The sequence below is a fragment of the Alteromonas sp. 4NS20-0143 genome, from assembly GCF_057542855.1.
In genome coordinates, this window is sequence record NZ_BAAJLR010000001.1 from 167917 (window position 1) to 194232 (window position 26316).

Sequence of the window (26316 nt, forward strand, 5' to 3'; positions counted from 1 at the left end):
CCGCTACTCGTGTGGTAGTTCTACGAATTCAATCCAATAGCGACCAAGTGCTCGCATTAGGTCAACCAAACCCTCAAAATTCACTGGCTTGGTAATATACGAGGCACAACCTAAGTCGTAGCCACGCAACATGTCTTCCTCTTCTTTCGAGGTGGTTAAAATAACCACGGGAATACTGCGCAGTTTAGGGTCGTTCTTCAGTTCTTGAAGTGCTTCGCGGCCATCTTTACGAGGCATATTCAAATCGAGCAAAATGAGACTTGGGCGCGGATACTTTTCGGCATCCGCGTACTTGCCTTCATGGCGCAAGAATTCAAGAAGCTCTACGCCGTCTTCAACACAAAAAAGTGTGTTTAAAACACGAGACTCTTTAAGTGCATCAACGGTGAGTAAACGATCATCCTCGTCATCATCGGCCATTAGTATATTTATTGATTGGGCTTGTTTACGCATCATGCGAAGACTCTCCATTTTCGTTATCTGAGCCGAAAGGCTCGCTGTCTAGAGGTAATATTATATCGAACTTAGCGCCTTTACCGGGTTCGCTGGTGGCGGCTATGGTTCCGTTATGTCTTTCTACAATCCGTCGGCACACCGCAAGTCCAATCCCGGTGCCCTTATATTCACTTCTACCGTGCAACCGCTGAAATGGGGCAAATATTTTTTCGGCAAAAGATTGCTCAAAGCCAATGCCATTGTCAGTAACGGTAATTTTGATCCATTGATACTCATCAGACTTCAGTAATGTGCTTTGCTCATCACTGGTAAGGTCGTTACAGGTTATGTCTATAACTGGTGCCACGTCGGCTGGCTGAAATTTAAGTGCATTAGAGATAAGGTTCAGAAATAGTTGCTCTAACTGCGATTTATCACCACGAATACCCGGCATGTCTGCCACGTTGACTTGTGCAGACTTTTCTTCAATTGCGATTTCAAGGTCGCTCAACACACCAGAAAAAATGGTGTTTAGCTCTACGTCTACAAAATCCTTTCCGCGGGTGGAAACGCGAGAGAATGAAAGCAAATCTGAAATGAGCATAGACATACGCTCAGCAGCGTTAAGCATTCTCGCGAGAAAGTCTTTGCCTCGCTCATCAATCACATCGCCATAGCCAGACTCTATTCTATTGCCGAAAGCGCGGATTTTTCTTAAAGGTTCTTGAAGGTCATGCGAGGCGACAAAAGCAAAGTCTTCTAATTCCCTGTTGCTTCTCGCAAGTTCATCAGAATATACACTTAACTCTTGAGTGCGCGCTGCTATTTTGGCCTCTAATTCTTCGTTAATCCCTTCAAGATCAGACTGGTGTTTTTCGTTTTCTCTGGCATTAACCTTAAGCAGCAAAAAGATGGTGACAATAAGAAGTAGGGTAGTGGCTGAAGAAATAATTAACGTATTGACGGAGTCGCGACGCAGTTTCATCAAGCTAGCCAAGTGAGTCCCTTGGATATCTCGCTCAGAACTGTCTACTTCTTCAAAAACACGCTCGAATTGATTGTACAAACGTAAACCGCGGTCAGAACGCAAAAGGTCGGTGGCCTGGGCGCGCTGGTTTGAACGAGCTAGCTCTACAATCTCGACCATGCTATTGATTTTTTGTTTGGTTAAAACAAGCAATTCACTTATTCGGTCATTTTGTTCGGGGGTGTCTGAGGCAAACGCGCTGACTTCCACTTCTTCAGCGACAGATGAAAACGTATTAAGCGTTTCGGTGTACTCCATCAAATAGGCTTCATCACCGGTGAGTAAATAGCCTCTTTGCCCTGATTCTGCACGAAGTAACGCAACATGAAGCTTGTTAACGGCGCTAATAATACGATTTGTACTGAACAATTTTGCTTCAAGTGCAGATAAGTCGTCTAACGTGTCTACAACGTAAAATGAATTCGCGGTTATAACCGCTATCACCAACACTACCATCAATATCCAGCTATAGAGGGACGACAGAATTTTGTTAATCATCAGACCCATCCGATGCAGACTCACCCATCTTTAAGGTCATTTCAGCTAGCGTATTGCTACAATCTTTTGCGCTTGCAATTATCTTGTCTAATGCCTCAAGAGCTTTCTGAGGTGGGATATCGCCATTGAGCGCCATTTTCACTAACTCCGCCTGCATCGAAATGCGATTTAGCGGTTTACGAGCGTCGTGTACAAAAACGCTCATGGTCGAAAATTCTTCGTCAGTCATTCTATTTGGCCTTTTACTGCTCGTCTTTAGTCAAATCGCCGTAGGCATGCAGTCGGTTGTAAAGCGTTTTAGTGCTGATGCCTAGCATTTCAGCTGCCATTGTCTTATTGCCATTCACTTTTTCAAGCGTGGCGTAGATAAGCTCTTTTTCTACATCCTCAATAGTTCGGCCTGCTTGCAAAGAGGGCGTAGTGCTTTGCTTTTGTGCAAACGGAGATTCAATAGTTTTTGGCAGCTCCAATACATTACTTTCTGGATCGCTCATTATTGCCGCGCGGTGAACAAAGTGGCGAAGCTCTCGTACGTTGCCCGGCCAATCGTAGGCCTGAAGAGTGTCAAGCTGGGTGTCGTCCCATTTAAATTTGGCATTGTTGTCTTTGTTAAACTCTTCAATGAAGGTTTTTGCAAGAAGAGCAATATCTTCTTTTCTTTCGCGAAGCGGTGGAATGGTAATGGGGAATACGGCTAGTCTGAAGTAGATGTCTTCTCGCAACACCTTGCTTTGCGCAATCTCTTCCATGGTTCTGTTAGTGGCTGATACAACGCGACAATTGACGGGAATGGTTTTGGTACCCCCAACGCGTATTACCACTTTATTTTCTAAAACACGCAGTAAATTAGGCTGCATATCGATTGGCATTTCGGTAATTTCATCTAAAAACAGCGTGCCGCTTTCTGCTTGTTCAAATACACCTTCTTTGCGGCCCACAGCGCCAGTAAAAGCGCCTTTCTCGTGGCCAAATAGCTCACTGGCAATTAACTCTTTAGAAAACGCACCACAGTTAGTCGCCACATAGGCGCCCTCACTGTCTGATGCTTTATGAATTGCCGCAGCGACCACTTCTTTACCTACACCACTTTCCCCTAGCAGCATGACGTTTGCACTGGTTTTACTCACTCGCGATATTAGCTTGTAAAGATCTTTCATTGCCGGCGATTCACCGATAAGAAGGTCGAAGTGCTTTTCAATTTTTGCTTTTTTCGGTGCGGCCTTTTCTGATTTTTTCGTTAATACTGCTTCTATGTCTTCTCGTTGAATCGGTTTAACAAGATAGTCAATATTTGGTCCGCACAGTCCTTTAATAACGCTTTTTACTGATGGGTGACCGGTAATGAGTGTCACACGAGGGCGCTTTTCTAATTCGTCTAATTCGTCGAACAAGTGGGCTCCGCTGCCGTCTGGCAACATGAAGTCGAGTAAGATATGGTCGAATGTTTCTTTTTCTAGCCAGTTTCTTGCTTCTTGAAGCGTAGCCGCCGTGAGCACTTCGTGCCCCAAAAACTCAATAATGGTACAAGCTACTTCTGTAAATTCGGCGTCGTCGTCGACAAGTAATACGGTAAGCACGTGAGATTCCCTCTTTATCTATTCCATAGGTATGAAAACTGGAACAATATCAATTATATAATTTCGCATTAAGACAAAAGTCTACCATTAAGTATGGAAGAAGTGACCTCTGCATTGTAATTTTATTTAATGCCTTGGAATGTGAACATAAAACACGCAACGGTATTACCGTCAGCTTATAACCTTTACCCGAAGGCATGTTGGTGTTTTGGCTCGAATTTTATTTGTCATGCCACAAGCACTATTTTGAAAGGGAGTTTTGCAAAAATCATTCCCTTTGCTGTGGTTTTACTCGCGACCTTTTTTATCTGTTTTTTAGGTGCGGTAGCAAGAAAGGTATAAGAGCGGTTATGAGTGGTGTAATCGCAAGCATACCAACAAAGGGCTAATATAGGGCGAAGAGCATATAGGCAAGGGCGTTTGTGGAACGTCCTAACGCGTTTTAGATAGACCAAAACGGCACAACTCGTCGCGCGTGTTGCGCATTATATGGCTAGCTATTATTTACTTATCGCCTAATCATTAGCTAAATATCGACGATATGTGAGCTCGTTACTAGCAAAGCATGCCTATTGAAACGGGCAATACAACTGCTAAGAAAAGTGACTTTCACCAATAGCGTGACAATATTACTCGGTGGTTTGAAAATATTACCCGCTTTGTATTAGTTACGTATCGTCCTTAATACAATCCCAATCCATAAAGTCAGAGGTGGGCAGCTGCATTGTCTGATAGCGAAGTTCGCCAATGAAGGCTCTTGCGGCTGGACCTAGTGCGTCGCCATCTTCAAAAGATAAATAAAGCAGTGCCTTTCTTAGCGCCGCATTATTATTAAGTGGTAACGGCTTTAACAATCCGCTTTCGAGCTCATTTTTTATAATAGCTATTGGTAGCCATGCAAACCCAAGCCCTTGAGCAATAATATCAACCGACGTTCTTATATGGCTTACGGTCCAGCGCTGCTCAGCGCCAAGCCAACCTGCGTCTACTTTGCGTTCTGCTGATGAATCGCGAACTACAATTTGCCTGTGAGATTTCAAATCTTCGAGGGTTAGGGTGCGGTTGAGTTGATGAAGGGGATGGTCTTTATGTGCCACCGCCGCGAATTCTATTTCGCAAAGGTCCTCACTGAAACCACTGGGGTATAAGAAAGGAGAAATGCCAATGTCTACATTCCCGCTTGAGAGTAAGGTATTACTGCCGCTTAGCACCGTCTCTTCCAACTCGACGCGCAATAGAGGGAATTCCTCAGAAACTTTATTAAGCACATTATAAAGAAGGTGTGAGGGGAAAATGATGTCTACTGCTACTCGCAACGTGGTCTCGGTGCCTGAGCGAAGGCTATGCGCAATGGACTCTAGTTTCTGAGCCTCATCGAGAAGAAAAGTCGCTCTGCGGTACATTACCTCTCCCTGGGGGGAGAGTTTGACCTTGCGACCACTGTTCTCAAATAGCACCACGCCTATGGCATTTTCTAGCTTTTGAACAGCATGATGGACACTGGATTGGCTTTTATGTACCACCAAAGACGCTTGATTAAAGCCGCCAGCATCCACCACGGCTTTAAACATTCTCCACTGCTCTAACGTTGACTTCAGCATACTTCAACCGTTCTTATATAAACAATAAACTCGAGTATATACAGTTCTTTGCATTTATGTGCGGTGAACTTGTTTGATGGTTGCTAACGAACAGGTAATAACAGATATATTTTCGTAGCCCATTTTTATGAGTTGTTCAGCAGAAAGCTTAGCTCGTGCCCCTGATGCGCAATGCAGGTAGATGGGTTTTGCTGCATCCTTTTCAAGCTCTAGCATTTTCATTTCCAATATGCCTCGTGGAATATGAAGTGAGGCGTCTACATGGTTTTCTGCCACTTCCGCTGGCTCTCTAACATCAACTAATAGCCCTTGGTTAGTTTTCATTTCGTCTGCGGCCTCTTTTGCCGAGACAATTCGAATATCTACATCAATATTTTCTAAACGTGTTTTTACATCAATCAGCATTTTACTTTCCAAAAATTAATATAAGTATAAACTAATTTATAGTTATGATTTCTCTGAGACAAGATAATATCGCTATTTTAGCGTCTATTTTAACTGTTTTGTCAGAAAAACTTATACTTTAGTATAATAAAGCGGTAGATTCGTGGTTAAAGTTAATGTCATTAGGAAGCCCTTATGTCTGAAGAAGTTGTGTTAAGCCCAAGCGAGATGATGGAACATTCTGCCGAAGCAGAGTTTTTTCTAAAGCAATTTGCGAACAAGACTAGGCTCATGATCCTTTGTTCTCTCCTTAAGCAAGAGAAGTCTGTGTCTGAATTGTTGCAAGTTGTAAGCGTTTCACAGCCTGTTATATCGCAGCACTTAGCGTTGTTGCGCGAGTCCAATATGGTGGCGACGAGAAGGGAAGGTCAAACTATTTTCTATCGTTTGTCTGATGAAAGAGTGAAGCGCTTAATTGCGCTTATGTATGAATTTTTCTGTGAATAGAGCAAGGGCGTGTTGATTTTTACTGCACGCCCACGCTGCGTCCACTAATAAGCGGACGCAGTTTTTTACGCTCGTTTTAAGTCTCAGTAATTTGCGCGATAAGTGCAGCAATGTAATGCCCATCACCTAACTTGTCATTATCCACTTCGGGACGTTGTATTAAATCGTCATGACTTAAGTTTACCGCAACATGGTGTGCCGCCCAGTCAATTTCTTTAATGTCGCTAGGTAACAATGCCAAATGTTTGCCGCCTGGCAGCCAGTTGTTGGTATCCACCACTAGCATAACCAATTGCCATGTTTTCGTATCGATTAGAAAATCACTAATATGACCTACCTTATCGTCGGTAGTCGCAACTTCATAACCATCAATTTCGCCGCATGCGCGTAAATGATTAGTTGAATTTGATGGAAGCGCGCTCTCTGCCTCTTCATCGGTGGGTGAAGTCACCAATTCGTTAGGGTGTGCGTATTCCCCCCATGCTCCGGGACCAATCCAGTAATAGCCATAGCCAAAATACTTGAACAAATGCTCCTCATACTCTCGAGAAACCGGCTTGTGTTCGTCAATCGATGGGCTATTTTTAAGGGTGTCGACGGTCATGTCTACGTGTACGCTTTCCTCTTCAACATCAACCTGAGATACTGATACCGGAGATATCACTACCTTTCTGCTCAACGGTAACCAAGTGTTGGTATCTGCTACTAAGTAGCGTGTTGTATAGGTTTCATCGTCAAAGAGGATATCTTTTATGCCGCCAATCTTGTCATCTGTGGCATGTATAGAATATTGGGTGAGTTGTTTTGAACTTATAATCATCTTTGCGCCTCCTTTGCTCGGCTGATAAGAAAAAATAGGCTGCCGTTACGTTAAGCATGCATTATTTTCTCTATAATAAGTGTAGTCACTTCTATCTATAAAACATCATGTTTGTAATTTGTTCTGCTGACTTCTTGATTGAGATCATTTTACCCAAACGAAAAAGCCCGCAAATTTGCGAGCTTTTTTAATACGTTATGTTGAGGTTTAGGCTACATCGAACTCGTCGTCAGAGTAGGATTCATCATAATCCGCTTGATTACTAGCACTACTATGCAATGTAAAGAACTGCTTTCTTCCTCTTGCTAGCTGAACATACTTCGCCCACGTTTTTTCGATACTACCGGATGCTTGAGCTTTACCGTTTACAAACTTAACGAAATGCTTTTCGTCTGCTGTTTCAGGTTTCAAGTCACCGCTTTCTAGGCCAAGCAGAGTACTGCCGTAGGTGGTGAGAATATTTGCCTCGGAAATACTAAAATCTCCCGATTTTTTAAAGCCATAAGGAAACTTTCGACGATCTACAAAGGGTTTGCTTGAAGGACGAATCGCTGTGCTCATGATAATAGTTCCAACGTTGTTAATTCCACAGCGCACTTTTAAAACATGTTTTTGCTGAGATAAAGCAAAAGATTTTTTTCTTATCAATAAAAAAAAGTGATGCTTATGTGAAAATTAAAAAACTGCCGATAATGTGAGTTTAGTTTTGCAAAAGCTAGGTGTGAAAAAATTGGCTTTATTGCTTTTAAGTATCTGAATTTCAGATGTTAAATTAATTTTCTTATTGGCTTTTTTATCGGTTTTAACGCTAGGCACTACGCAAAATGTTGAACAATTCGGCATGGCGTTAAGCCGGCATTTTAAGAAGCAATATTTATTATCGCTACGATAATAAAATTTCGTTTCCAATTAAAATCTCCGCGGCAATAATCATAGGGTGATTACAACCTAGAGACACTAATGAGCAAAGACTATCGTTTTCAAAGTGATGAATGGAATGCGGCAGACGAAGGTGAGTTTCATTCTAAGAAGCCCAATACTTTACGAGAGAAAAGTGTAAAGGCTATGCAAAAGCGCGCTATGTTGCGACGCAACAAGCAGCGCCGTTCGCACGACGAAACACAACACTGATCTCCTTCATCACTTAAAAAGATAATATCGCGCTATCATTCGGTAGCGCGATACTGTGCTTTTCGCCTCAATTAACGTATCATTTAGCCAAATTTGGTTTTACATTACGCTGGTTGTACTGCAAGCATGGATATTCGCTTTCTCACCACTTTTATAGAGGTGACTAAAACACGCCATTTTGGCAAAGCTGCCGAGAACCTCTACCTTACTCAGTCTGCAGTAAGCGCCAGAATCAAACTCTTAGAAGAATATTTTCACACTACGCTCTTCATACGTCAGCGAAATAGCATTCAGCTTACCCAGTCGGGCGAAAAGCTGCTGCCTTTTGCTCGACAGCTTTGCGCTACGTTAAACGACGCAAAGCAGGAGCTGCAGGTGCAAAGTTCTGAATATGCGGTGTGCGGCGCCACGCAATTAGCAAGCGACTTGTTTTTACCACAAACACTCACTCACCTTCACAAACATTTTCCTGACTTCTCTGTAAAAGCAGACATACTCACGCTAGATGCGTTATCCCGACAGCTTCACGAGCGGGTTACCGACCTCGCTTTTTCTACAGAGCCTCTCAAATCAGAAGATGTTACCAGTGTAATTTTGTTTGAGCAGCCACTCGGTCTATATCGAGTTGGCGAGCCTTCTTCACAGATAAAGGCTGAAGAATTTGTGGCGATAGACTGGGGCGCAAAGGCAAGAGACTGGTTGCTCACCGCTTATCCGCAGCTGCGAGATGCAAAATTACGCACAAACTCCCTTTCATTGGCGCTTAATAATTTATGCGCTGAAGGTGGAATTGCGGTATTACCGGTAAATGTAGAGTCACAATTAAGAGATAGGGCACCGTTAACGTTAATTGAGCCCATCGACGATATTTCATTGAAGGTTTACCTTCACACTATGAAACAAATAAGACGAATAGGATTGGCTGATATTATAACCAGCGTTTCTTCTATCGCCCCGAATTAAGTAGCGAGAAAAATATGTCATCATTACACCCAATGTTAGAAAAAAACGCGTTTCAACGTTTAGAGGCAAGCATTGCCGAAATAAAATCACAGCAGAAGTTGTTTATTCTTAAAGATGAGCACGGTTGCGTCATGCTAACCACCGATGAAGACGACGGCGTGCCGGTATGGCCTGATGCTGAATTAGCCCTTCTTTGGGCTACAGATGACTGGGACCATTGTGAGGCGATGGAACTGACGACTGATGACTTTTTGACAAAATGGGTGCCTGGAATGACCCAAGACAACTTAATGGTTATTGTGTGCCCCGTGCCGGCAGAAGAAGGTGAAGTGATATCTCCACAGGAGTTTGCTGAATCTTTGTAGGGTGATCCTCCCGTTCGATTTATCGTTTACATGTTATGGCCTCGCACAATGAGGCCAAAGCCAAACACGGCACGTCACTGTCACAACTTCCTATTGTTTGCATTATTGTAGAGGTACAACACTTGTTAGAGCCAGGCATTGAAGATTTATGGTTTGCTCCTTTAGGAGGAACGGGCGAAATAGGAATGAATCTAAATTTGTACGGTCATAATGGACAGTGGCTAATGGTAGATTGCGGTGTATCGTTTGACGAGCCTCTCACCGCTCCCTATAAGCAAAACGCGCGAGCGTCAAAAACAACGCACAGAGTGGTTGCACCAGACCCATCCTTTATTGCAAATCAAAAAGATGCGCTTGCTGGCATCGTTATCACCCATGCTCATGAGGACCATGTTGGCGCAATCCCTTATCTTTGGCAGCGTTTTCAAAAGCCCATTTACACCACGTCGTTTACCGCCGAAGTACTGCGCAGAAAGCTATCTAGAAGCAAGCTTGCCAATAAGATACCCATCATTGAAGTATCGGCGGGCGATACGGTTACCATTGGCGTGTTCTCTGTTAAGTGGCTAGAAATAACTCATTCTTTACCAGAGCCATTTGCATTAAAAATTGATACCCCTGCGGGGGCAATATTACATACTGCAGATTGGAAAATAGACGCATCGCCGGTGACCGGTAGACCCTTCGAGCCAAAGCTCTACAAGCAACTAGCGAATGAAGATATTCTTGCCCTCGTGGGCGACTCCACCAATGCAAATAAGCCTGGTTTCTCCATTTCCGAGCGCAATTGCTACGACGGGTTGTTAAGCACTATATTGCCGCTTAAAGGTCGCGTGGTAGTAGGCTGCTTTGCAAGTAATATTGCTCGGCTTATTACTCTGGCAAAGATTGCAAAAAAAACCGGTCGGTATATGGGCCTTTACGGGCGCTCATTATTGAATATGTATGGTATCGCCCGCCAACAGGGGATTTGGCCTGATGATTTGCCTATTGCCGACGCACATCACTTAGGGTATTTGCCGCCTAAAGAAGTACTTGTGGTTGCAACGGGAAGCCAAGGTGAAAAAAATGCTGCACTCGCTCGCTTTGCTCATGACACTCATCCTCATCTTCAGCTTGAGAAGGGCGATACCGTTATATTTTCGAGTATCGTTATTCCAGGCAATGAAGAGACCGTTGCTCGTTTAAATACTGCGTTTAAAGGGAAGGGCATTGGGACAATTCACAGTGAGGATAGCACCCTGCCCATTCACGCAAGTGGACACCCTTGTGCAGAAGAGCTGAAACTTATGTACAACTGGGTGCAGCCAAAAATAGCTATTCCGGTACACGGTGAACACAGTCATTTAATGGCGCATGCTGAGGTGGCGAAGTCTGTAGGTATCATGAAAACCTATGTGGGCGAGAACGGCGATTTATACCGTTTAGCGCCTCAGCCAAGTATTCGACGAAATGTCATTCCTGTTGGTCGAGTGCCAGTACAGCAAGAATAGAGCGCGGCTTCGCAAAATTGCGTTGGCTGGTTTTGCAAGTGTTTGATTAATCAAGTACTTAATTTCATAACAAGGAGTATAACGTGTTGGTTATATAGGCTGCCCATCCATCAATCATTCTGATACACTGCGTGTGGGAATTTACTTACTTCAATGACACTGGGTATGCATCGACACATTTTCGCCACATTTTGTTTATTGCTTGTCAGCTTTTTGTCTTTCGCAGAGCCTCGGATCCAAAACCCGGTCTTCCAACCACTGTCGACTAAAAATGGGCTACCTCAAGATGTTGTCAATGACATCGTTATCGATAAAGAGGGTTTTGTTTGGATAGCTACTGACGGCGGTGTGGTGCGCTGGGATGGTGTTCAAACGACTATTATCGATAATAGCGACAGTCTATTTTCAAACAGCTCCATTTGGAAGTTGACTGTTCAAGAAGACAAAGCCTTATTTGTGAGCGTTTATGGGCGCGGCATATATCGTGTGGACCTAGAAACGCAGGCCATATCACAACTCCCCGCAACACCTTACAAGTATTACAGTGAATATAATCAGCATGCCGAGTCTTTCTTTTGGCAAGATGATTCACACCTCATCCTTGCCTTATCTGAAAAAGTACAGCGACTGAATGTATCAACCGGTGAAATAGAAGTGCTAGCATCGCTAACCGATAAGATGTTAGACGATTCTCATTCCATTCGATACGCAATGATGGTTGAAGACATACTGATTGTAGCAACCACCTTAGGTGTTTTTACCCGTAATACCCTTGACGAATCAACATTGCTGCAGCCCCTTGATTACCTAGACGGCATCGAGCCAGATGAAGATAATCAAAACGCAAAATTCTTGATGCAGGATGAAAGTGACCGAATTTGGATCACCACGGTAAACGGGGTATTTAATTCAGAGCAGGACAGTTTTATTGCGCAGGTGCTAGACAACAAGCAGAGCCGCTTTGAGAAGGTACTCACAGGTCGCAATGTATGGACAATGGTTCAGTCTGAAGCCGATGCGTTTTGGATGGGAACGAACAAAGGACTGTTTGAACTTAAAAGAACACAAGGCAAGTGGGTTTACGAACACATACTTCAGCCAAATAACGGTCGTTCCGAGCTGTCGGACAAAAAGGTTTCGGCCATTGCGAAGACAGAAAGAGGTAATCTTTGGCTGAGCACCGTTTTCGCCGGTGCGCTGCACTTTGGAATACAAAGCTCAGATATTTACACTATTCAAAACGAACGAAGATCCGGTGTAGATAGGTTGAGCGATAACGTGGTGTGGTCTTTTGCTGAGACATCTCCCGGTCAATTGTGGATAGGAACCGCTAACGGGATGAGTCGGTACGACTTTGCCACGAAATCCTCGTCGCACTTTTTGAGAGAGGAGGTTGAAGACTCACTGTTAGGAACCAATTCCGTCGACCGAATCATAAGGACTCCAGATAATAAGTTGGTTCTTGAAAAGTATGAGGGTATTCGGGTGTTTGACCCGGAAACTGGCAGCATTTCGGTGCCATCAGTAAAAGGGGGAGGAGATGCCAGTGTATTCAATGCGTGGGATTCGAACCCTGCAATAACCTCAAATGGCGTTATGTTTTTTACCGGGCCTACCGAGTTCTACACCTATGATTTTACATCAGAAACGTTAACGCCGCTGCCACTCGATCCAAGTATTTTCGACGTAAAATTCGACACATCCTTTCTTGGTGAATCTAAGTATCACAACGCTATGTTTTTTAGTACAGAAGGGGGCGTATGGTTACTTGACCTCACAACGTATGATCATCGCCTTGTGTACCGTTTTGCTGAGGGCGAGCGACTGAGCAATCAATCAGTGAGTTCTTGGGTGATAGATGATACGGGCGTACTGTGGTTGGCGCATAACGGTAGAGGGCTAGTTGGGTTAGACGCCGATACGTTTGAACCTTTATACACGCTGGATGAGTCAAACCTTCTGGTGACCAACATTGTTTATGGCCTGCAAAAAGACAGTGCGGGGAATATCTGGTTTAGTTCACACCAGGGGTTACATCGCTATGATCCTCGGGCAAGTGCGGTTCAGAATTTCATTTATGGCCGTGAACTTTCGGTATCGGAGTTTAACCAAGGTGCTTCTATTATCCTCAGTGACGGCCGGTTAGCTTATGGCTCTACCAGCGGTGTGGTTGTCTTTTCACCGGAGCAGCTAGACGTCTCTGATGAGGGCCAGACATTGGTGGGAAAACAGACCGCCATTACTGGAGTCTCAGTTGGAAAACGGACACTTCCTCAAGGGCTGAAAAATCTAAATGGTCAGCATTTCGACCTCGCCCACGACGACTTTGGCCTGACTGTTTATTTTTCTTCACTCACTACATCAGGTATTGGCGAGACCAAGTATTATTATAAGCTACTCGATGGGAATAAACTTGTTTCCGAAGGGGTCACAGAAGATGCGAAAATAACCTTTGCGAACTTAGAGCCTGGGAAATACACGTTTTCTGTGGTTCCCACACCTGGCAGTTTCGAATCGAGCTATCGAGCGGCGCAAATATCACTGTTTGTGCCCTATGCGCCATATCGCTCACCTTTAGCGTACGCCGTTTACGGTGCATTATTGCTTTGCTTGCTTATTACCTATCTTTATTCTCGACATAAGTCGTTGACCCGGCTAAGAAAAGCACAGCAGCAGGTATCGTTATTTAGCGACGCGTTCAAACAAACCCGCGATTGGGTCATTATTTTTGACGAACACAAAAAGCTAGTGGCAGCAAACCCAGCCTTTGAGCATGTATTCGGCTTTAATCAAAAAGAGCCGTTGCCAAAGCAGCTAGAGCGACTCTACTTGCGCTACCCTGGCCTTAGTAGACAGCTTTCCGACAGGTTGACCGACATGCAGGGAGGTGATTTTTGGAAAGACGAGGGGGTAATTGATGGTGCCGATGGAAAACGCTACGACGTACTTATCGATATCACAGCGATTAGTGGTAATGGGCACATCCCTGAGCACTACCTTATTGTAATTTCAGATATTTCTGAGCAAAAACAGGCTGAGCGCAAATTACTCAAGATTGCCACCTACGACAGCCTTACGGGCTTGGTTAACCGGACACTGCTACTCGATCGTTTAGAGCATGCCATTGCGCTTGCCAGACACCACGGTCATCGAGTTTCGGTGATGTTTGTTGACCTTGATAGATTTAAAGGTATTAACGATTCACTGGGCCACGACTACGGCGACAAACTGCTTCGCATTGTCGCGAATAGAATGCGCAATTTAGTGGCCGATACGGGCACTGTGGCCCGCTTGGGAGGGGACGAGTTTGTTATTGTTATCGAAGAAGTTGAGGCTAACGATGATTTAAGTTCGTTTGTCGGACAAGTCATAGAGGCGGTAGAAACACCTATATCATTGTCTAGCGAAGTGTTAAGAGTATCCTGCAGTATAGGCGTTGCATTTTACCCAGATGATGCGCCAGAGCCTGCCGAGCTTATTAAGCAAGCCGATGTTGCCATGTACACCGCTAAAAAAGACACGCTTAATGGGTTTGCCTATTTTACAAATGATATGAATGAAAAGGCGAAAACCCGCTTAACCCTTGAAAACAAAGTTAAGCGAGCGTATTCAGAGGGCAGTTTCTTTAATCACTATCAGCCCATTATCAATGCTCAAACAAAGCAAACTGTGGGTGTTGAATTACTCCTTCGCGGCAGGCTAGACAATCAGCCTTTGTACCCTGATCAGTTTATTCCCATCCTAGAGGAACTGAGATACATCATCGAAGTTACTCGCAAAGCCATGTATCGCGCGGCTGAAGACCTATCGACCTGGTATGAGGATGGCTTTACAGGCTTTGTGTCTATTAACCTTTCAGCGCTGCACTTTAAAACTGAGTTTGATTTGCACAGCGTCTTTAGTTTACTAGAGCAATTTGGCTTGCCAAAAGAAGCCTTCCGTTTTGAGATAACGGAAGGGGTATTGATGGACGACACGGATAATGCATTGCACCAAATTCAACGATTTGTCGACGCAGGGTTTATTTTAGCCCTTGATGATTTTGGTACCGGCTATTCATCGCTAAGCTACTTGAAGCGCTACCCGTTGTCGGTGCTTAAAATTGATAAAAGCTTTGTTAATGAAATGGCGCCCGGCAACGCCAACGAGGCACTGGTTGCAACCACTATATCGCTGGCAAATAGCTTGAACATGAGCTGCGTGGCAGAGGGGGTAGAAACCCATGAACAAGCGGTCGCACTTCTTGATAAAGGGTGCGTACTTCATCAAGGTTATCACTACGCTAAGCCCGCGGCAGCAAATGAAATAGCGTCAGTTCTCACCAAAAATTGGGGGTAGTGCGCTGATTAAGCGTATTTTTTATGCCAGCCGCCTCATAATAAAATCATAGACGCTACTATAAAAAAACTAAATTGTGGTCTGTATCACCCGTTCTACGTAGGGTACAATGTAAACGCCTGTTTAAAAAGCTTGTCATTCAATTAAAAATAAGGCTTATTATACTACTGTGAAATCATTGTAAAAATGAGCTACATTATAACAACAAATGAGTGACCTATGCCGCTAGATATGACAGCAAACGCAAACAGCACGGAAGTAATTAAATCGCCATTAAGCATGTTGTACCACTGGGAAAAGTCCCGTGGAGACGAGGTGTTTCTTACTCAGCCCATCAAAGGTGAGTACCACGATTATACGTGGAGCCAAGTTGCCAATCTCGCGAGAAAAGTGGCAACCCGCCTTTGTGAAATGTCGCTACCCTCGGGAAGCCGCATTGGAATTTTTTCTAAAAATTGTGCCGAGTGGTTCATTACCGATTTAGGTATTATGATGGCGGGACATGTGTCCGTGCCTATTTTCTCAACCGCGGGCCCAGACACAGTTCAGTACGTATTGCAGCACGCCGATGTTCAGCTTTTATTTGTGGGCAAGCTAGACAATACCGAGCAACAAGTAGCGTCTATTCCAACATCCTATAAAACGGTCGCTTTTCCTTATCCGAATATTACGGCTTCACAGCAGTGGGATGAGTTTATTGACTGTGAACCACTGAGAACGTCGCCCGTCCACGATATGGACGATGTGATGACCATCATTTATACCTCGGGCAGCACAGGGCAGCCCAAAGGGGTTGTACATAGCTACAACACCGCATGCTGGGCGGCCAGACGTTCGTTGGACCAACTTGGTATTGACGAGAACGATCGCACCTTAAGCTATCTACCACTCGCCCACATTACTGAGCGTGTTCTCGTGGAGTTGTCGAGTTATTACAGTGGTGGAAAAATTCATTTTGTTGAAGATTTAGCCACGTTCCAGCGCGATGTAACCCATTGTCAGCCTACGCTATTTATCTCTGTCCCTCGTTTGTGGACGAAGTTCCAAATGGGCGTACTGGCCAAAATGCCTCAGAAAAAATTAGACACCTTGTTGAAGATCCCTATCTTGAACAAGATAGTGGCGAAGAAAATACGTAACGGTTTGGGTATAAACAATGCGAGACTATGGGCAAGCGGCTCAGCACCGCTAGCACCTGCCGTTATTGAGTGGTTCGCTAAAATTGGTATCAACATTTCCGAAGGGTGGGGAATGACTGAAAACAGCGCCTATGGAACCGGCAGTGTACCCTTTAGGCACGATAAAATAGGCTGTATCGGCAAGCCTTACGACGGTGTGGACATTCGCACCTCTGAAGAGGGCGAAATACAGGTGCTATCACCGTGTAATATGATTGAGTACTACCTAGAGCCAGACAAAACCGCTGAGGTATTCACCGAAGACGGCTATTTGTGTACCGGTGACAAGGGGGTAATTGATAGCGACGGTTACGTTAAAATAACTGGCCGACTAAAAGATATCTTCAAAACCGCGAAGGGTAAGTACGTTACTCCAGCGCCAATTGAAGCCAAGTTCATGGAAAACCCCATTGTGGAGCAGGTTTGTGTAACGGGAACAAACTTGCCTCAGCCTGTAGCGCTGCTTGTGCTTAGTGAAGGTGCGCAGAAAAAAGACAAGTCGGTGGTAGAGGCTAGTCTCAAGAAAACCTTCGAGGCGATAAACGCGAAGCTTGAGAGTCACCAGGTGATGGATAGGGTGGTTATAATGAGTAATGAGTGGAGTATTGAAAACGATTTGCTTACGCCTACCTTAAAAGTGAAGCGACACGTATTAGAAGAGCGATTCGTTGATGTTATTCAAGGTGATTATACCAAAAAGCTTGTGTGGGTTGATGCCTAAGTAGCCTATGTTGGTGTGTTTTATCAACCTAGTTGATATTGCTCGTTAACAAAGAGTTGTTAGTAACAGTTCCAAAAAACAATAAAGAGGCGCCATTTAAAAGGCGCCTTTTTTGTTGGTTACGAGTTATTTACTCATTACTTGCTCTGATAGCGCGCTTGCAGCCCTTGGTAAACCAAGTCACTGAATTCTGGCTTCGACAAGTCTAATGCATTCATTACTTCAACAAGGTGTTCATTGTCTTCACGACCGCTCCATTGTTTAACATATGTCCCTTCTTTGTAGCCGTTATCCTGACGGAAAAAGTTAAGTACATTCTTGCCAACGTACTGACGGTATAACTCGTCAACTGACATGTCACATTGTTCAACAATATGCATAAACAAAGGAACACTAAAGCGCTTCGCTGCACACAAACCCGTCATTAGTTCTAGGTTATCAAGCAAAGACTGTTGGGTTGCATCGTAGTTTTGATTGTCGAAGGCTACTACTGTTTGACCACTCGCGAGTTCTGCTGCAATACTTTTTGCAGAAGCGTCAACGTCACCATTAGCATCGATAATGCACGCACTTAATGCGAAGTGCCAAATGTCTACAAGTTCCATCTGCAGCTGTGGTAAGTCTTTGTGTTGTGCTTTCCACCATTTCCAGCCGTGATGCTCTATGGCTTCAACCGACTCAACCATGGCGGCGCGCAGGTAACCATAACCCGCATTTAGCCAGTCTGGGTTCACTTTTGCATTCATCTTGTCTTGAAGCGAAAGCATTGTTGCTAGCTGCTGTGCATTTAACATTGTGGCTCCTGATAACCTAATTTTAATCTGTATGCGATGCCGCAAAGTGTACTGGAAGCCCGCGTACGGTTAAATAATTATTTGAATGAAGCATGATGCTGCTGCTTGGAGTTTGCGAAGTTTAAGAGAAGGGAAGCGTGTTACACATTGGTGCGGCTGCACCAAGATTAGTCTAAAGTCTTAGGTTGATGGAATAGGTTTGTATTTAAATTATTGATTTGTAGAGCTTTTAAAATTGGCATCTTATCTGCTTTGCTAATAACGTTAACTGAGCTGTGCAATAGCACATCGTTTAAATGAGTGCCAGGCAACACGCATTTGAGCGGCAATTGCGCAGCCCGTAAACCTTACCCATACAGAATTTTCGTGTCCTGAGGTCTGTATGGGTTTTTTTTCTCTTTTTTCCTGTTTTTCCCCTTCATCGCCGCCCTCACAATAAGAAATAAAACACTTAACACGGCAGTTAATTGCGATACACTAATTCTCTGTTAAGGGTCAACATGCCTTCGTATGTATAAGATAGGCTAAATGCCAGTCAAATAAAGGATTTTTAGATTGCTTGCGCTATATCCATCAAACAAATTAGAGCATCTTAGTTTTCTGCTTACCTCGTTACTTGAGCAACAACCCTCCTCGGTATTCTCCCCTGAAACTATCCTTGTTGAAAGCCCTGGTATGCAGCATTGGGTAAGCATGCAGCTGGCTCGAGAGCAGGGAATTGCAATGAATCTTGATTTTCCTTTGCCTGTAAGGTTTATGTGGAACACAGCCCGAGTGGTGTTAGGCAGTGAAAAGGTACCTCGTCAGTCTCCTTATCGACGAGAGGTACTTACGTGGCGTGTAGATAATATTCTGCAAGACGAAGCCCTGATGACCACCGGTGCGTTTGAACAAGTGCGCCGCTATTGGTTAAGTGCGGGCAGTGAGCAAGAGCAGGGCGTTCAGCGTTTGCAGCTCGCTACGGCCCTTGCTGATGTGTATGAGCAATACTTACTTTACCGACCAGACTGGCTTTTTGCCTGGGAAAATAACGAGCAGGTGGTGTTCGATGACATGGAATCGTGGCAGAGCGAAATTTGGCGCATTCTGACAAAAGAGCAGCCTCTGCATCCTGCTCGACTGCATAAAATGACCCTAGAAGCACTTTGCGAAGGCCAGCTACCAACGAATCTTCCCTCTCGCATAGTGGTTTTTGCTATCAATACCATGGCACCTCAACTCATTGCATTTTTTGATGCACTGGCCGAGCACATCGATATTCATATTTTTCATTTAAACCCTAGTGTGAACTATTGGGGTGATGCGAAGAGCGATAGTGAACTTGCGAAACAACTGCGCATGGAAGGCGTCAATAAGTGGATGGAAAACGAGCAGAGTAATTCGTTGTTAGGGAACTTGGGAAAACAAGGTAGAGAGTTGTTTAACTTACTGACTGAGTTGGACACCTTTGAAATTAGTGCTTTTGATGCCCCCGAGATTGATGCCCCCGAGATTGATGAACCTGAGATTGAAAACCTTGACGACGCCATCCCTGAAGAAACGAAAAGTTTAGGCAGGGGACTTGCCCAGCGCAATCTGCTAAAGCGTATTCATAGCGATATATTACAGGCCCTGCCTGCAAGCCCTATTCGAGTAAACGACCCTCAAGAAGCAGAGCAAGACGACAGTGTCACTATTATGTGCACTCATTCTGCGCTGCGTGAGGTGCAGGTGCTGCACGATCATCTATTACATTGGCTGTCACAAGATACCACTCGCACGCCTTCAGATATTCTGGTGATGTGCCCTGCTATTGAAAATTATGCTCCTTTCGTCGACGCCGTTTTTCACCGAGTAGGCACTAAAAACCAGTACACCAATGGCACCACCCGTTTGCCATGTTCAATCGCCGACAGAAGCCCAATGGATACCGAGCCATTGATTGCCGCTTTTATGGCGCTGCTAGAATTGCCAGATAGCCGCTTTGGCGTGGCAGATATAATGGATTATTTACAGCTCGATTCTGTGCAAAAGCGCTTTAATGTTGCGCAGGCTGATATCGATCAGATGATGGTGTGGCTTGAGCAAGCTCATATTCACTGGGGACTGAATGCCCAGCATAAGGCGTCTGTCTCAGAAGGCGTGACAAAGGAAAACACCTACAGCTGGTGGTGGGGAATTCGTCGCTTGCTAATGGGCATGCTAGCACCAGATAGCGAAATGATTGTTGATGGGGCGCTGACCATACCCGACGTAGAAGGACAAAGCGCGCTTATTTTGGGCAAGCTAGTACAGGTAATTGATTTACTTGGCCGATTTGCAAACGAGCTCACTACACCGCGCTCGCCGAAAGCTTGGGCCCAAGATTTGCTGCAGCTGCGTGATGCGTGCTTTGTGTCTACCAAAGATCAAGAACAAAGCTGGGATTTAATCGCTAAAGTTGCCGCTGATTTATATGCGCGATGCGACGAAGCTGACTACGAACACGAGTTGAGCTTACGTCAAATTCGGGAGCTATTGTTAAGCCGCTTCTCCTCCCCAGATGCCGGAAACCACTTCATGACGGGGCAAGTAACCGTATGTTCTATGTTACCTATGCGCAGCATTCCGTTTAAGAAAGTGTGCATTTTAGGGTTAAACGATAGCGAGTTTCCAAGAAAAGCAACGCCGCTTGGTCTTGATCTTATGACGGGACCGAAAAGACGAACAGGCGATAGGTCACGAAGACTGGAAGACAGGTATCTTTTTTTAGAGGCAATCATCTCTACCCGAGAGAGCCTGTACTTAAGTTACCAAGGTAACGATGTAAAAAATAACAGTGAACGTCAGCCAAGTTTGGTGCTAGCAGAATTTCTCGATATGCTAGCAACAGGCTATCAGCTTGATACATCGCACTTTGTAAAGCACGCACCACTGCATCCCTTTAGCGAGGCTGCATTTACCGGTCAGCTTCCAAGCTATGAGACGGGTTGGCTTCGCTTAGCAGACGCATTGCAAAAAACCAATGCTTCACAGTCCCATGCTACCAAATCTTCACAGCCACAGGCTGAGGCTCAAGAATTAGATTCAGTTCAAAGCGCTTCTTTAGAAACAAAAACGAACGCCCAGACTGGCGATAAGCATAGCGCTAACGAAAACAGTAAAAGTTCGGATGAAACACGACTTTCAACCATGCAGGTGGCGAGGGCATTTAAAGATCCCTTGGAATACTTTTCGCTGCAGCGCTTAGGGGTGAACCTATCTCAGTCTTTCACCTTGCTAGATAACAGCGAGCCGTTTGAAACCAATGCGCTTGTGCGCTATCAAGTTCTAGACGCTATTTTCTCAGTGCCGTCTGGGCAACAGGAAAGTTCGCATCACGAGCTGTCTTCGGAGCAGGTGGTTGAATTTGCTTCTTTGCGAGGCGATATTCCGAATAACCCTGTAGCAAAAGAAGAGCTACAAATGTGGAAAGACGGAGCGCTAGCATTAACCCAGGCAATGGGCCCTCATGATGCTGCGGCAAAAAATGTCAGTTTCGTTGGTAAGCACATTACCTTCACCGCCAGCGCTTTTGAAGCTGCTGATAGTTTAGTGCTACGAAGCGCCGGAAAAATTAACGACATAAGAGCACTGTCGTACTTTATGTCTCAACTCGTTTTTTGCGCTGACAGTGAAACCAGCACTCATCATGGCTATCCGTTGGATATTTATTATTGCGATTGGGAAAAAGGCGAAACAAAGTTGATGAAACGTCGCTTTGCGCCACTCGACGCTGCCACTGCTGAAAACATATTGTTATTTATTGAACAGCTATACATGGCAATACTCACTGCGCCAACGCCTCTTTACCGCAGCTTATATTCAGACCTAGTGCCAGGTAAGCGAAATTCTGACAGTAAGGCGATAGTGGGTGAGATTAAGCCTGAACACTATGTCGATATTATCGCAACGTTACAGCAATCAAGCGCTACTGCTTTTGCATATCGCTTTGAAGATCATAGCTCTAATGATGGTGCCTCGGATGATACAAAAGGCAGCGAAACTGCGCCTGATGTCGTATCAGAAAAGGCACAACAAATCGTCGAGCGCAGTGGTGATCTGTTCAATAGCATAGAGGCCGAACGTATACTTAAAAACTGGCTGCAGTCCTCGGGGCAATTTAGTGCAGACATGGCAAATAACCCGTATCTGAAATGGCTTTTTCCTGACGGTATTTCATGGCAAAGCTTTCCACATATTGAAGGCTTTATTTTGTTTTCCATGGTGGCGAATTGTGCAGCGGAGGAACAGCTATGAGTGATGAACTAGCTAAAGACACTCAAATGCAAGACAGAGATGTTTCAAGCAGTGATGGTTCAAGCAGTGATGGTTCAAGCACTGTGGCATCTCGACTGCTCGATGTGCCAAGTATGCCCCTGCACGGCAGACATCTTATCGAGGCCAGTGCAGGAACGGGGAAAACATACAATATTACGCGGTTGTATCTACGCCTACTGCTTGAAAAGAAGCTAACGGTAAAAGAGATTTTGGTAATGACATTTACCAAGGCCGCCACCGAGGAAATTAAAGGTCGTGTAGCGGCGACGCTGCGTGAAGCTGCTAGTGTTTGGCAACAAGCAATAGACAATGAAGGGAGCGCTTCTGAAAACATAGCCTTTGAAGATGCAGATGCCAAAGGCCTGGACTCTAAAGGACCAGATCCTAAAGGAATGGACCCCGTTTTTCATCATTTACTGACCCACTGCAATCTTGAAGAAAGCTTGGGCCTACTCAAAGCCGCGCAGTTAGAGCTTGATGAGGCATCCGTTTTCACAATTCATGGGTTCTGCCAGCATGTAATAGGGCAACTCGCCTTTAATAGTGGCTTCGCTATGTCACTGAATTTAAGTAAAGATACCAGCGATCTATACTTGCAGGCCAGTGAAGACTGGATAAGAAAAGTAAGCGGTGGTCACGACGGTTATACCGAAGACGACTTCTTGCTGCTGGCATCAAAAGGGTGGCATGTGCCTGAGCGTTTGCTAGGTGAATTTAATGCAAGTATCCGCAGTACGTTAACCCCTAATGTGCTTGATGAACACGCAGTAGAGGAGTCATTTAAATATAATTTAGAGAGTAACCCTAATACCCAACAGGCTCAATTTACGGCCTTTTTAAGTGGCATAGAAGCCAATGAATCGCTATTACACGAACAACTTATTAAAAGCCCTGCCCACAAAAAGGTACGCCCTGGCGAGCTTGAAGCACTGAAATCGTGGTTGCGGCAGGGGCAGTACACCGATGCGCCTAGCGAGGCCAAAGCGTTTCTAGATAAAAGGCGTTACTCTCGCAATATCTCTGGCGTTAAAGAACTGCTAAGCCCTATAAAAGACTTCACCAAGGCGATAGAGGTTGAGATTGAGGAAAGAGATAACACGTTGGCTCAGCTGCCTGTTTTTGCGCTAGTTAATGACGCTATCTCCTTTATAAAAGAGCGCGTGATAAAACAGAAAAAGCAGCGTGGGATCATTGATTTCGACGACCTCATTAATATGCTGGCTGATGAGGTGGCAAAACCTGACAATACGCTAGCTGCAGAGCTTCGCAAAAAATTCCCCGTAGCATTAATCGATGAATTCCAAGATACCGATGCCAAACAATACGCTATTTTAGACGCAGTATATCCTCGCGATTCTGATACCAACGCTTTAAGCACTAGCACCACAGAGGCTAACACCACCGAGACTAGCACCACAGAGACTAGCACCACAGAGACTAACACCAAAACAAGTGCGCTCTTGATGATAGGCGATCCTAAGCAGGCTATTTATCGCTTTAGAGGAGGGGATATTTTTACCTACTTAAAAGCAGGTAAACAAGCAGATTTCCGGTGGGTTATGAACACAAACTGGCGTTCTGTTAAAGGGATGGTCAGTGCGTACAATCGCGTGTTTTATGGTGCGCCGCTGGCGGCAGCTCATTCTGGTAATGTTTTCGGTTTTAATATTGATTACACGCAGGTGGAGTTTACCAAAAAGGCCGCTGCAGCGAAGCATCCGTTAAGCGATCCGTGTGAGCAGCGCAGTGCAATGAATTACGTGAGTATGTGCTTAGACGATAAGCAAGATACCAACACAATGCGCCGTAAAATGGCGCTGTGGATTGCACAAGAAATCTATCGTCTGCTAAACGAAGCTGGTTTCGATAATTCAAAGCCAGAAAGCGTTAATGATCAAAGCGTTAATGATCAAAGCGCTGATGCTACAAACTCGTCAGGCACCAATGACAGCAAATCCGTTGCCCCTGTCACACCAGCCGCCCCTGTCACACCAGCCGACATCGCCATTTTGGTTAAAGACAGGACTGAAGCCAATGCAATAAAGTATGTGCTGCAGCAGCAAGGTTTGGCCTGCGTTTACTTAAGCGATCGCAGTAATTTATTTCTCACGCCAGAAGCCAAAGACATTCTGCGCTTGTTAAATGGCATTTGGCATGCCAGCGACAGCAGCAAAGTAGCGGCAAGTTTAGCATCGCCCTTGTGGGGCTATAGCCCTGAAGTACTGGTTGATTTGCTGTACCACGAAGATGATGCGCTGTGGGATACAGCCTTCGAGCGGGTACTGTTGCTGCGTGAATTGTGGCTGCAAAAAGGCTGTATGAGTGTGCTGCTACACCTAATGCAAGAAAGCTACACGCCATTCGGCGGTGAAGTAGAGCGGGCGCTAACCAATTACCAACACCTTGCTGAAGTACTTGAAAAGGCAAGCACAACCCATCAAAGGCCCGAGCAATTACTCGACTGGCTGCACAAGCAGATACACCAGCCTGAGTCAGATGAAGAGATGACGCTGCGTTTGGAGAGTGACAATCAGCTTATCCGTTTAGTGACACAGCACGGCTCTAAGGGGCTAGAGTATCCCATTGTGTTTATTCCATTTGCTACTGGCTATAAAGATCCAGCAAAAAACGGCAAATCGATGTCGCAAATACTGACGTACTATGATGAAGACAAACAAGGGTTACAGCTGCAGTTAGGGCAAACAAAGCAAGCCATCGCAAGAGTGCGCGCTGAAGGGGCCGCAGAAGATATGCGACTGGCCTACGTAGCGGTTACTCGCGCCGCCCATCGCTGTTATATGGGAGTTATTCCCCTTGATGGTAATGAAAAAAGTGCACTAGCGCGAGCCCTAGGAGTTAGTAACGAGAGCGCCGATAGCGTCTGTGATTGGCAGGGTGTGCTCGACACGGTGAGCAGGGAAACTGACGCGTATACGTGTCACATCAGCGCTGATGAATTTGACCTTAAGTACACCAGTTTCACCCTTGATGAAACTAGCCAAGATCTCTATGCACTTCAATTTACAGGCACCCACAGTGAAGATTGGCGGTTATATTCGTTTTCGGCCCTAAGTAGGCTGACAACGCAAGGAAACATACCGGTTGCCAATCAAAAAGAGCATAGGGTACCTGTACTTCAAACTGTTCGTGACGAAGAGTTCTCAATAGAGGGGCTATCTAGCTTTGGCGACAGATTTACTAATGAAGCAGCGGATAAACCTACTACTACGAATATTGAAGAGGCGCACCGCTTGCGCTTTACGTTAACTAAAGGCGCAAGCGCCGGTAATCTTTTACATGACTTGTTAGAGCTTAATGACTTTAGTGCGCCCACGTGGGATGAACATGGGCCTGAGTTGGTCAGTCGTTTTGGGCTAGAGGAGGACAAGGTAAGTTCACTGTACGACTGGCTAGAGGAAGTACTGCAAACACCGCTTTATCCTAACACGAGCCTTGCGTTAAGCGACTTAACGCTTAACCAAACCCTGAGAGAGGCTGAATTTTATTTTCCCATGAACGACAGTAAATGGGCGGGGCTAAGCGAGGTATTACGTGCCCACAGGGCAAAGGTGGCCATTGAATACAACGCTCAGGCGTTGACAGTGCCTCACCTCATTACAGCCAATCTTGCGGGAATGATGCACGGCTTTATCGATTTATTGTTTGAACATGAAGGCAAATACTACGTGGCCGACTATAAGTCTACGTGGTTAGGCGATGACATCGCAAGCTACAGCCCCAGTGCATTGTTTGAAAATAATCAGCATCATCTTTATGACCTGCAGTATCTTATTTATTGCCTTGCGCTACATCGGTATTTAAACAATACGCTTGCAGATTACCAACCAGAACGCCATTTTGGGGGAGTATATTACTTGTATCTGCGTGGTATGCACCCAGAGAACCAAGAAGGGGAAGGGGTGTTCTTTACGTCTATCTCTCAAGAAGTGCTGCATTCGCTAGACAGCATATTTGACGGCGACGATACGGTCATGGCTCAAACAGATAATAGCAGTGAGCCCGTTTCTGGAAGCAAGCCAGAAAATACACCGGAGCATACTGTTGACCATAAGCCGAAGCAAAAGCCGTCTCATTCGCAAGATCAAAAGCCGAAAAAAACACTGAAAGAAAAACCAGAGAACGGCGAAGCAGGTCATCAGCAAAGTTTTGGGTTTGATTGATGAAAGTGTCTATTGAAAAGAGCGA

The 26316-nt window shown here is 45.0% G+C and carries 18 protein-coding genes; 9 read left to right on the forward strand and 9 right to left on the reverse strand.

What is annotated here, in order from left to right; all coding sequences use genetic code 11:
- Window positions 1-3: 3 nt before the first annotated feature.
- From AC27HD_RS00695 to AC27HD_RS00720, 6 genes are all read right to left on the reverse strand, one after another.
- Complete coding sequence (locus AC27HD_RS00695) at window positions 4-456, reverse strand: response regulator (protein ID WP_032096627.1); 453 nt, start codon at window positions 454-456, stop codon at window positions 4-6.
- On the reverse strand, window positions 446-1960 hold the full coding sequence (locus AC27HD_RS00700; protein WP_487103148.1) for a sensor histidine kinase: 1515 nt from the start codon (window positions 1958-1960) through the stop codon (window positions 446-448). The genes AC27HD_RS00695 and AC27HD_RS00700 overlap by 11 nt, the downstream gene beginning before the upstream one ends.
- Entirely contained in the window at window positions 1953-2189 is a 237-nt protein-coding gene (locus tag AC27HD_RS00705; protein WP_032096625.1) for a hypothetical protein, read from the reverse strand. Before AC27HD_RS00705 ends, AC27HD_RS00700 begins: the two co-directional genes overlap by 8 nt.
- Window positions 2190-2202: 13 nt before the next feature.
- On the reverse strand, window positions 2203-3537 hold the full coding sequence (locus AC27HD_RS00710; protein WP_032096624.1) for a sigma-54-dependent transcriptional regulator: 1335 nt from the start codon (window positions 3535-3537) through the stop codon (window positions 2203-2205).
- A 668-nt stretch (window positions 3538-4205) separates the two neighbouring features.
- Window positions 4206-5138, reverse strand: coding sequence for a LysR family transcriptional regulator (locus tag AC27HD_RS00715; RefSeq protein ID WP_032096623.1), 933 nt, complete (start codon window positions 5136-5138; stop codon window positions 4206-4208).
- A gap of 54 nt (window positions 5139-5192) precedes the next feature.
- The gene (locus tag AC27HD_RS00720; protein WP_032096622.1) at window positions 5193-5543 is read right to left on the reverse strand and encodes a rhodanese-like domain-containing protein; all 351 of its coding nucleotides are present in this window, start codon (window positions 5541-5543) and stop codon (window positions 5193-5195) included.
- A 174-nt stretch (window positions 5544-5717) separates the two neighbouring features.
- On the opposite strand from AC27HD_RS00720, the gene AC27HD_RS00725 reads away from it, so the two are divergent.
- Window positions 5718-6029 carry an ArsR/SmtB family transcription factor gene (locus tag AC27HD_RS00725; RefSeq protein WP_032096621.1) on the forward strand — a complete coding sequence of 104 codons (312 nt, stop codon included), beginning with the start codon at window positions 5718-5720 and terminating at the stop codon, window positions 6027-6029.
- A gap of 76 nt (window positions 6030-6105) precedes the next feature.
- On the opposite strand, the gene AC27HD_RS00730 is transcribed toward AC27HD_RS00725, so the two are convergent.
- Window positions 6106-6849 carry a PRC-barrel domain-containing protein gene (locus AC27HD_RS00730; protein ID WP_487103152.1) on the reverse strand — a complete coding sequence of 248 codons (744 nt, stop codon included), beginning with the start codon at window positions 6847-6849 and terminating at the stop codon, window positions 6106-6108.
- Window positions 6850-7056: 207 nt separating this feature from the next.
- The gene (locus AC27HD_RS00735; protein WP_269520285.1) at window positions 7057-7410 is read right to left on the reverse strand and encodes a MaoP family protein; all 354 of its coding nucleotides are present in this window, start codon (window positions 7408-7410) and stop codon (window positions 7057-7059) included.
- Window positions 7411-7809: 399 nt separating this feature from the next.
- On the opposite strand from AC27HD_RS00735, the gene AC27HD_RS00740 reads away from it, so the two are divergent.
- From AC27HD_RS00740 to AC27HD_RS00765, 6 genes are all read left to right on the forward strand, one after another.
- Window positions 7810-7980 (forward strand): hypothetical protein, encoded by a 171-nt coding sequence (locus AC27HD_RS00740; RefSeq protein WP_200883172.1) that lies wholly within the window; start codon window positions 7810-7812, stop codon window positions 7978-7980.
- 126 nt (window positions 7981-8106) lie between these two features.
- The gene (locus AC27HD_RS00745; protein ID WP_487103154.1) at window positions 8107-8943 is read left to right on the forward strand and encodes a LysR family transcriptional regulator; all 837 of its coding nucleotides are present in this window, start codon (window positions 8107-8109) and stop codon (window positions 8941-8943) included.
- A gap of 14 nt (window positions 8944-8957) precedes the next feature.
- A complete protein-coding gene (locus AC27HD_RS00750) occupies window positions 8958-9308 on the forward strand; it encodes a DUF2750 domain-containing protein (RefSeq protein WP_487103156.1) in 351 nt (116 codons plus the stop codon).
- 185 nt (window positions 9309-9493) lie between these two features.
- Window positions 9494-10801, forward strand: coding sequence for a ribonuclease J (locus tag AC27HD_RS00755; RefSeq protein ID WP_487103876.1), 1308 nt, complete (start codon window positions 9494-9496; stop codon window positions 10799-10801).
- A gap of 165 nt (window positions 10802-10966) precedes the next feature.
- The gene (locus AC27HD_RS00760; protein WP_487103158.1) at window positions 10967-15139 is read left to right on the forward strand and encodes an EAL domain-containing protein; all 4173 of its coding nucleotides are present in this window, start codon (window positions 10967-10969) and stop codon (window positions 15137-15139) included.
- 219 nt (window positions 15140-15358) lie between these two features.
- Complete coding sequence (locus tag AC27HD_RS00765; RefSeq protein ID WP_032096616.1) at window positions 15359-17038, forward strand: AMP-binding protein; 1680 nt, start codon at window positions 15359-15361, stop codon at window positions 17036-17038.
- A 137-nt stretch (window positions 17039-17175) separates the two neighbouring features.
- On the opposite strand, the gene AC27HD_RS00770 is transcribed toward AC27HD_RS00765, so the two are convergent.
- Window positions 17176-17832, reverse strand: a complete 657-nt coding sequence (locus AC27HD_RS00770) for a dUTP diphosphatase (protein WP_032096615.1) — start codon at window positions 17830-17832, stop codon at window positions 17176-17178.
- A 555-nt stretch (window positions 17833-18387) separates the two neighbouring features.
- Between AC27HD_RS00770 and recC the strand changes: the two genes are divergently transcribed.
- A complete protein-coding gene (gene recC, locus AC27HD_RS00775) occupies window positions 18388-22089 on the forward strand; it encodes an exodeoxyribonuclease V subunit gamma (RefSeq protein WP_487103160.1) in 3702 nt (1233 codons plus the stop codon).
- Window positions 22086-26291 carry an exodeoxyribonuclease V subunit beta gene (gene recB, locus AC27HD_RS00780; protein WP_487103162.1) on the forward strand — a complete coding sequence of 1402 codons (4206 nt, stop codon included), beginning with the start codon at window positions 22086-22088 and terminating at the stop codon, window positions 26289-26291. Before recC ends, recB begins: the two co-directional genes overlap by 4 nt.
- Window positions 26292-26316: the final 25 nt, after the last annotated feature.

What these genes read in the sequence shown, in the direction of transcription:
- AC27HD_RS00695 (WP_032096627.1), bottom strand. Translation starts at nt 456, where the DNA reads ATGATGCGTAAACAAGCCCAATCAATAAATATACTAATGGCCGATGAT.
- AC27HD_RS00700 (WP_487103148.1), bottom strand. Translation starts at nt 1,960, where the DNA reads ATGATTAACAAAATTCTGTCGTCCCTCTATAGCTGGATATTGATGGTA.
- AC27HD_RS00705 (WP_032096625.1), bottom strand. Translation starts at nt 2,189, where the DNA reads ATGACTGACGAAGAATTTTCGACCATGAGCGTTTTTGTACACGACGCT.
- AC27HD_RS00715 (WP_032096623.1), bottom strand. Translation starts at nt 5,138, where the DNA reads ATGCTGAAGTCAACGTTAGAGCAGTGGAGAATGTTTAAAGCCGTGGTG.
- AC27HD_RS00720 (WP_032096622.1), bottom strand. Translation starts at nt 5,543, where the DNA reads ATGCTGATTGATGTAAAAACACGTTTAGAAAATATTGATGTAGATATT.
- AC27HD_RS00725 (WP_032096621.1), top strand. Translation starts at nt 5,718, where the DNA reads ATGTCTGAAGAAGTTGTGTTAAGCCCAAGCGAGATGATGGAACATTCT.
- AC27HD_RS00730 (WP_487103152.1), bottom strand. Translation starts at nt 6,849, where the DNA reads ATGATTATAAGTTCAAAACAACTCACCCAATATTCTATACATGCCACA.
- AC27HD_RS00735 (WP_269520285.1), bottom strand. Translation starts at nt 7,410, where the DNA reads ATGAGCACAGCGATTCGTCCTTCAAGCAAACCCTTTGTAGATCGTCGA.
- AC27HD_RS00740 (WP_200883172.1), top strand. Translation starts at nt 7,810, where the DNA reads ATGAGCAAAGACTATCGTTTTCAAAGTGATGAATGGAATGCGGCAGAC.
- AC27HD_RS00745 (WP_487103154.1), top strand. Translation starts at nt 8,107, where the DNA reads ATGGATATTCGCTTTCTCACCACTTTTATAGAGGTGACTAAAACACGC.
- AC27HD_RS00750 (WP_487103156.1), top strand. Translation starts at nt 8,958, where the DNA reads ATGTCATCATTACACCCAATGTTAGAAAAAAACGCGTTTCAACGTTTA.
- AC27HD_RS00755 (WP_487103876.1), top strand. Translation starts at nt 9,494, where the DNA reads ATGAATCTAAATTTGTACGGTCATAATGGACAGTGGCTAATGGTAGAT.
- AC27HD_RS00760 (WP_487103158.1), top strand. Translation starts at nt 10,967, where the DNA reads ATGCATCGACACATTTTCGCCACATTTTGTTTATTGCTTGTCAGCTTT.
- AC27HD_RS00765 (WP_032096616.1), top strand. Translation starts at nt 15,359, where the DNA reads ATGCCGCTAGATATGACAGCAAACGCAAACAGCACGGAAGTAATTAAA.
- AC27HD_RS00770 (WP_032096615.1), bottom strand. Translation starts at nt 17,832, where the DNA reads ATGTTAAATGCACAGCAGCTAGCAACAATGCTTTCGCTTCAAGACAAG.
- recB (WP_487103162.1), top strand. Translation starts at nt 22,086, where the DNA reads ATGAGTGATGAACTAGCTAAAGACACTCAAATGCAAGACAGAGATGTT.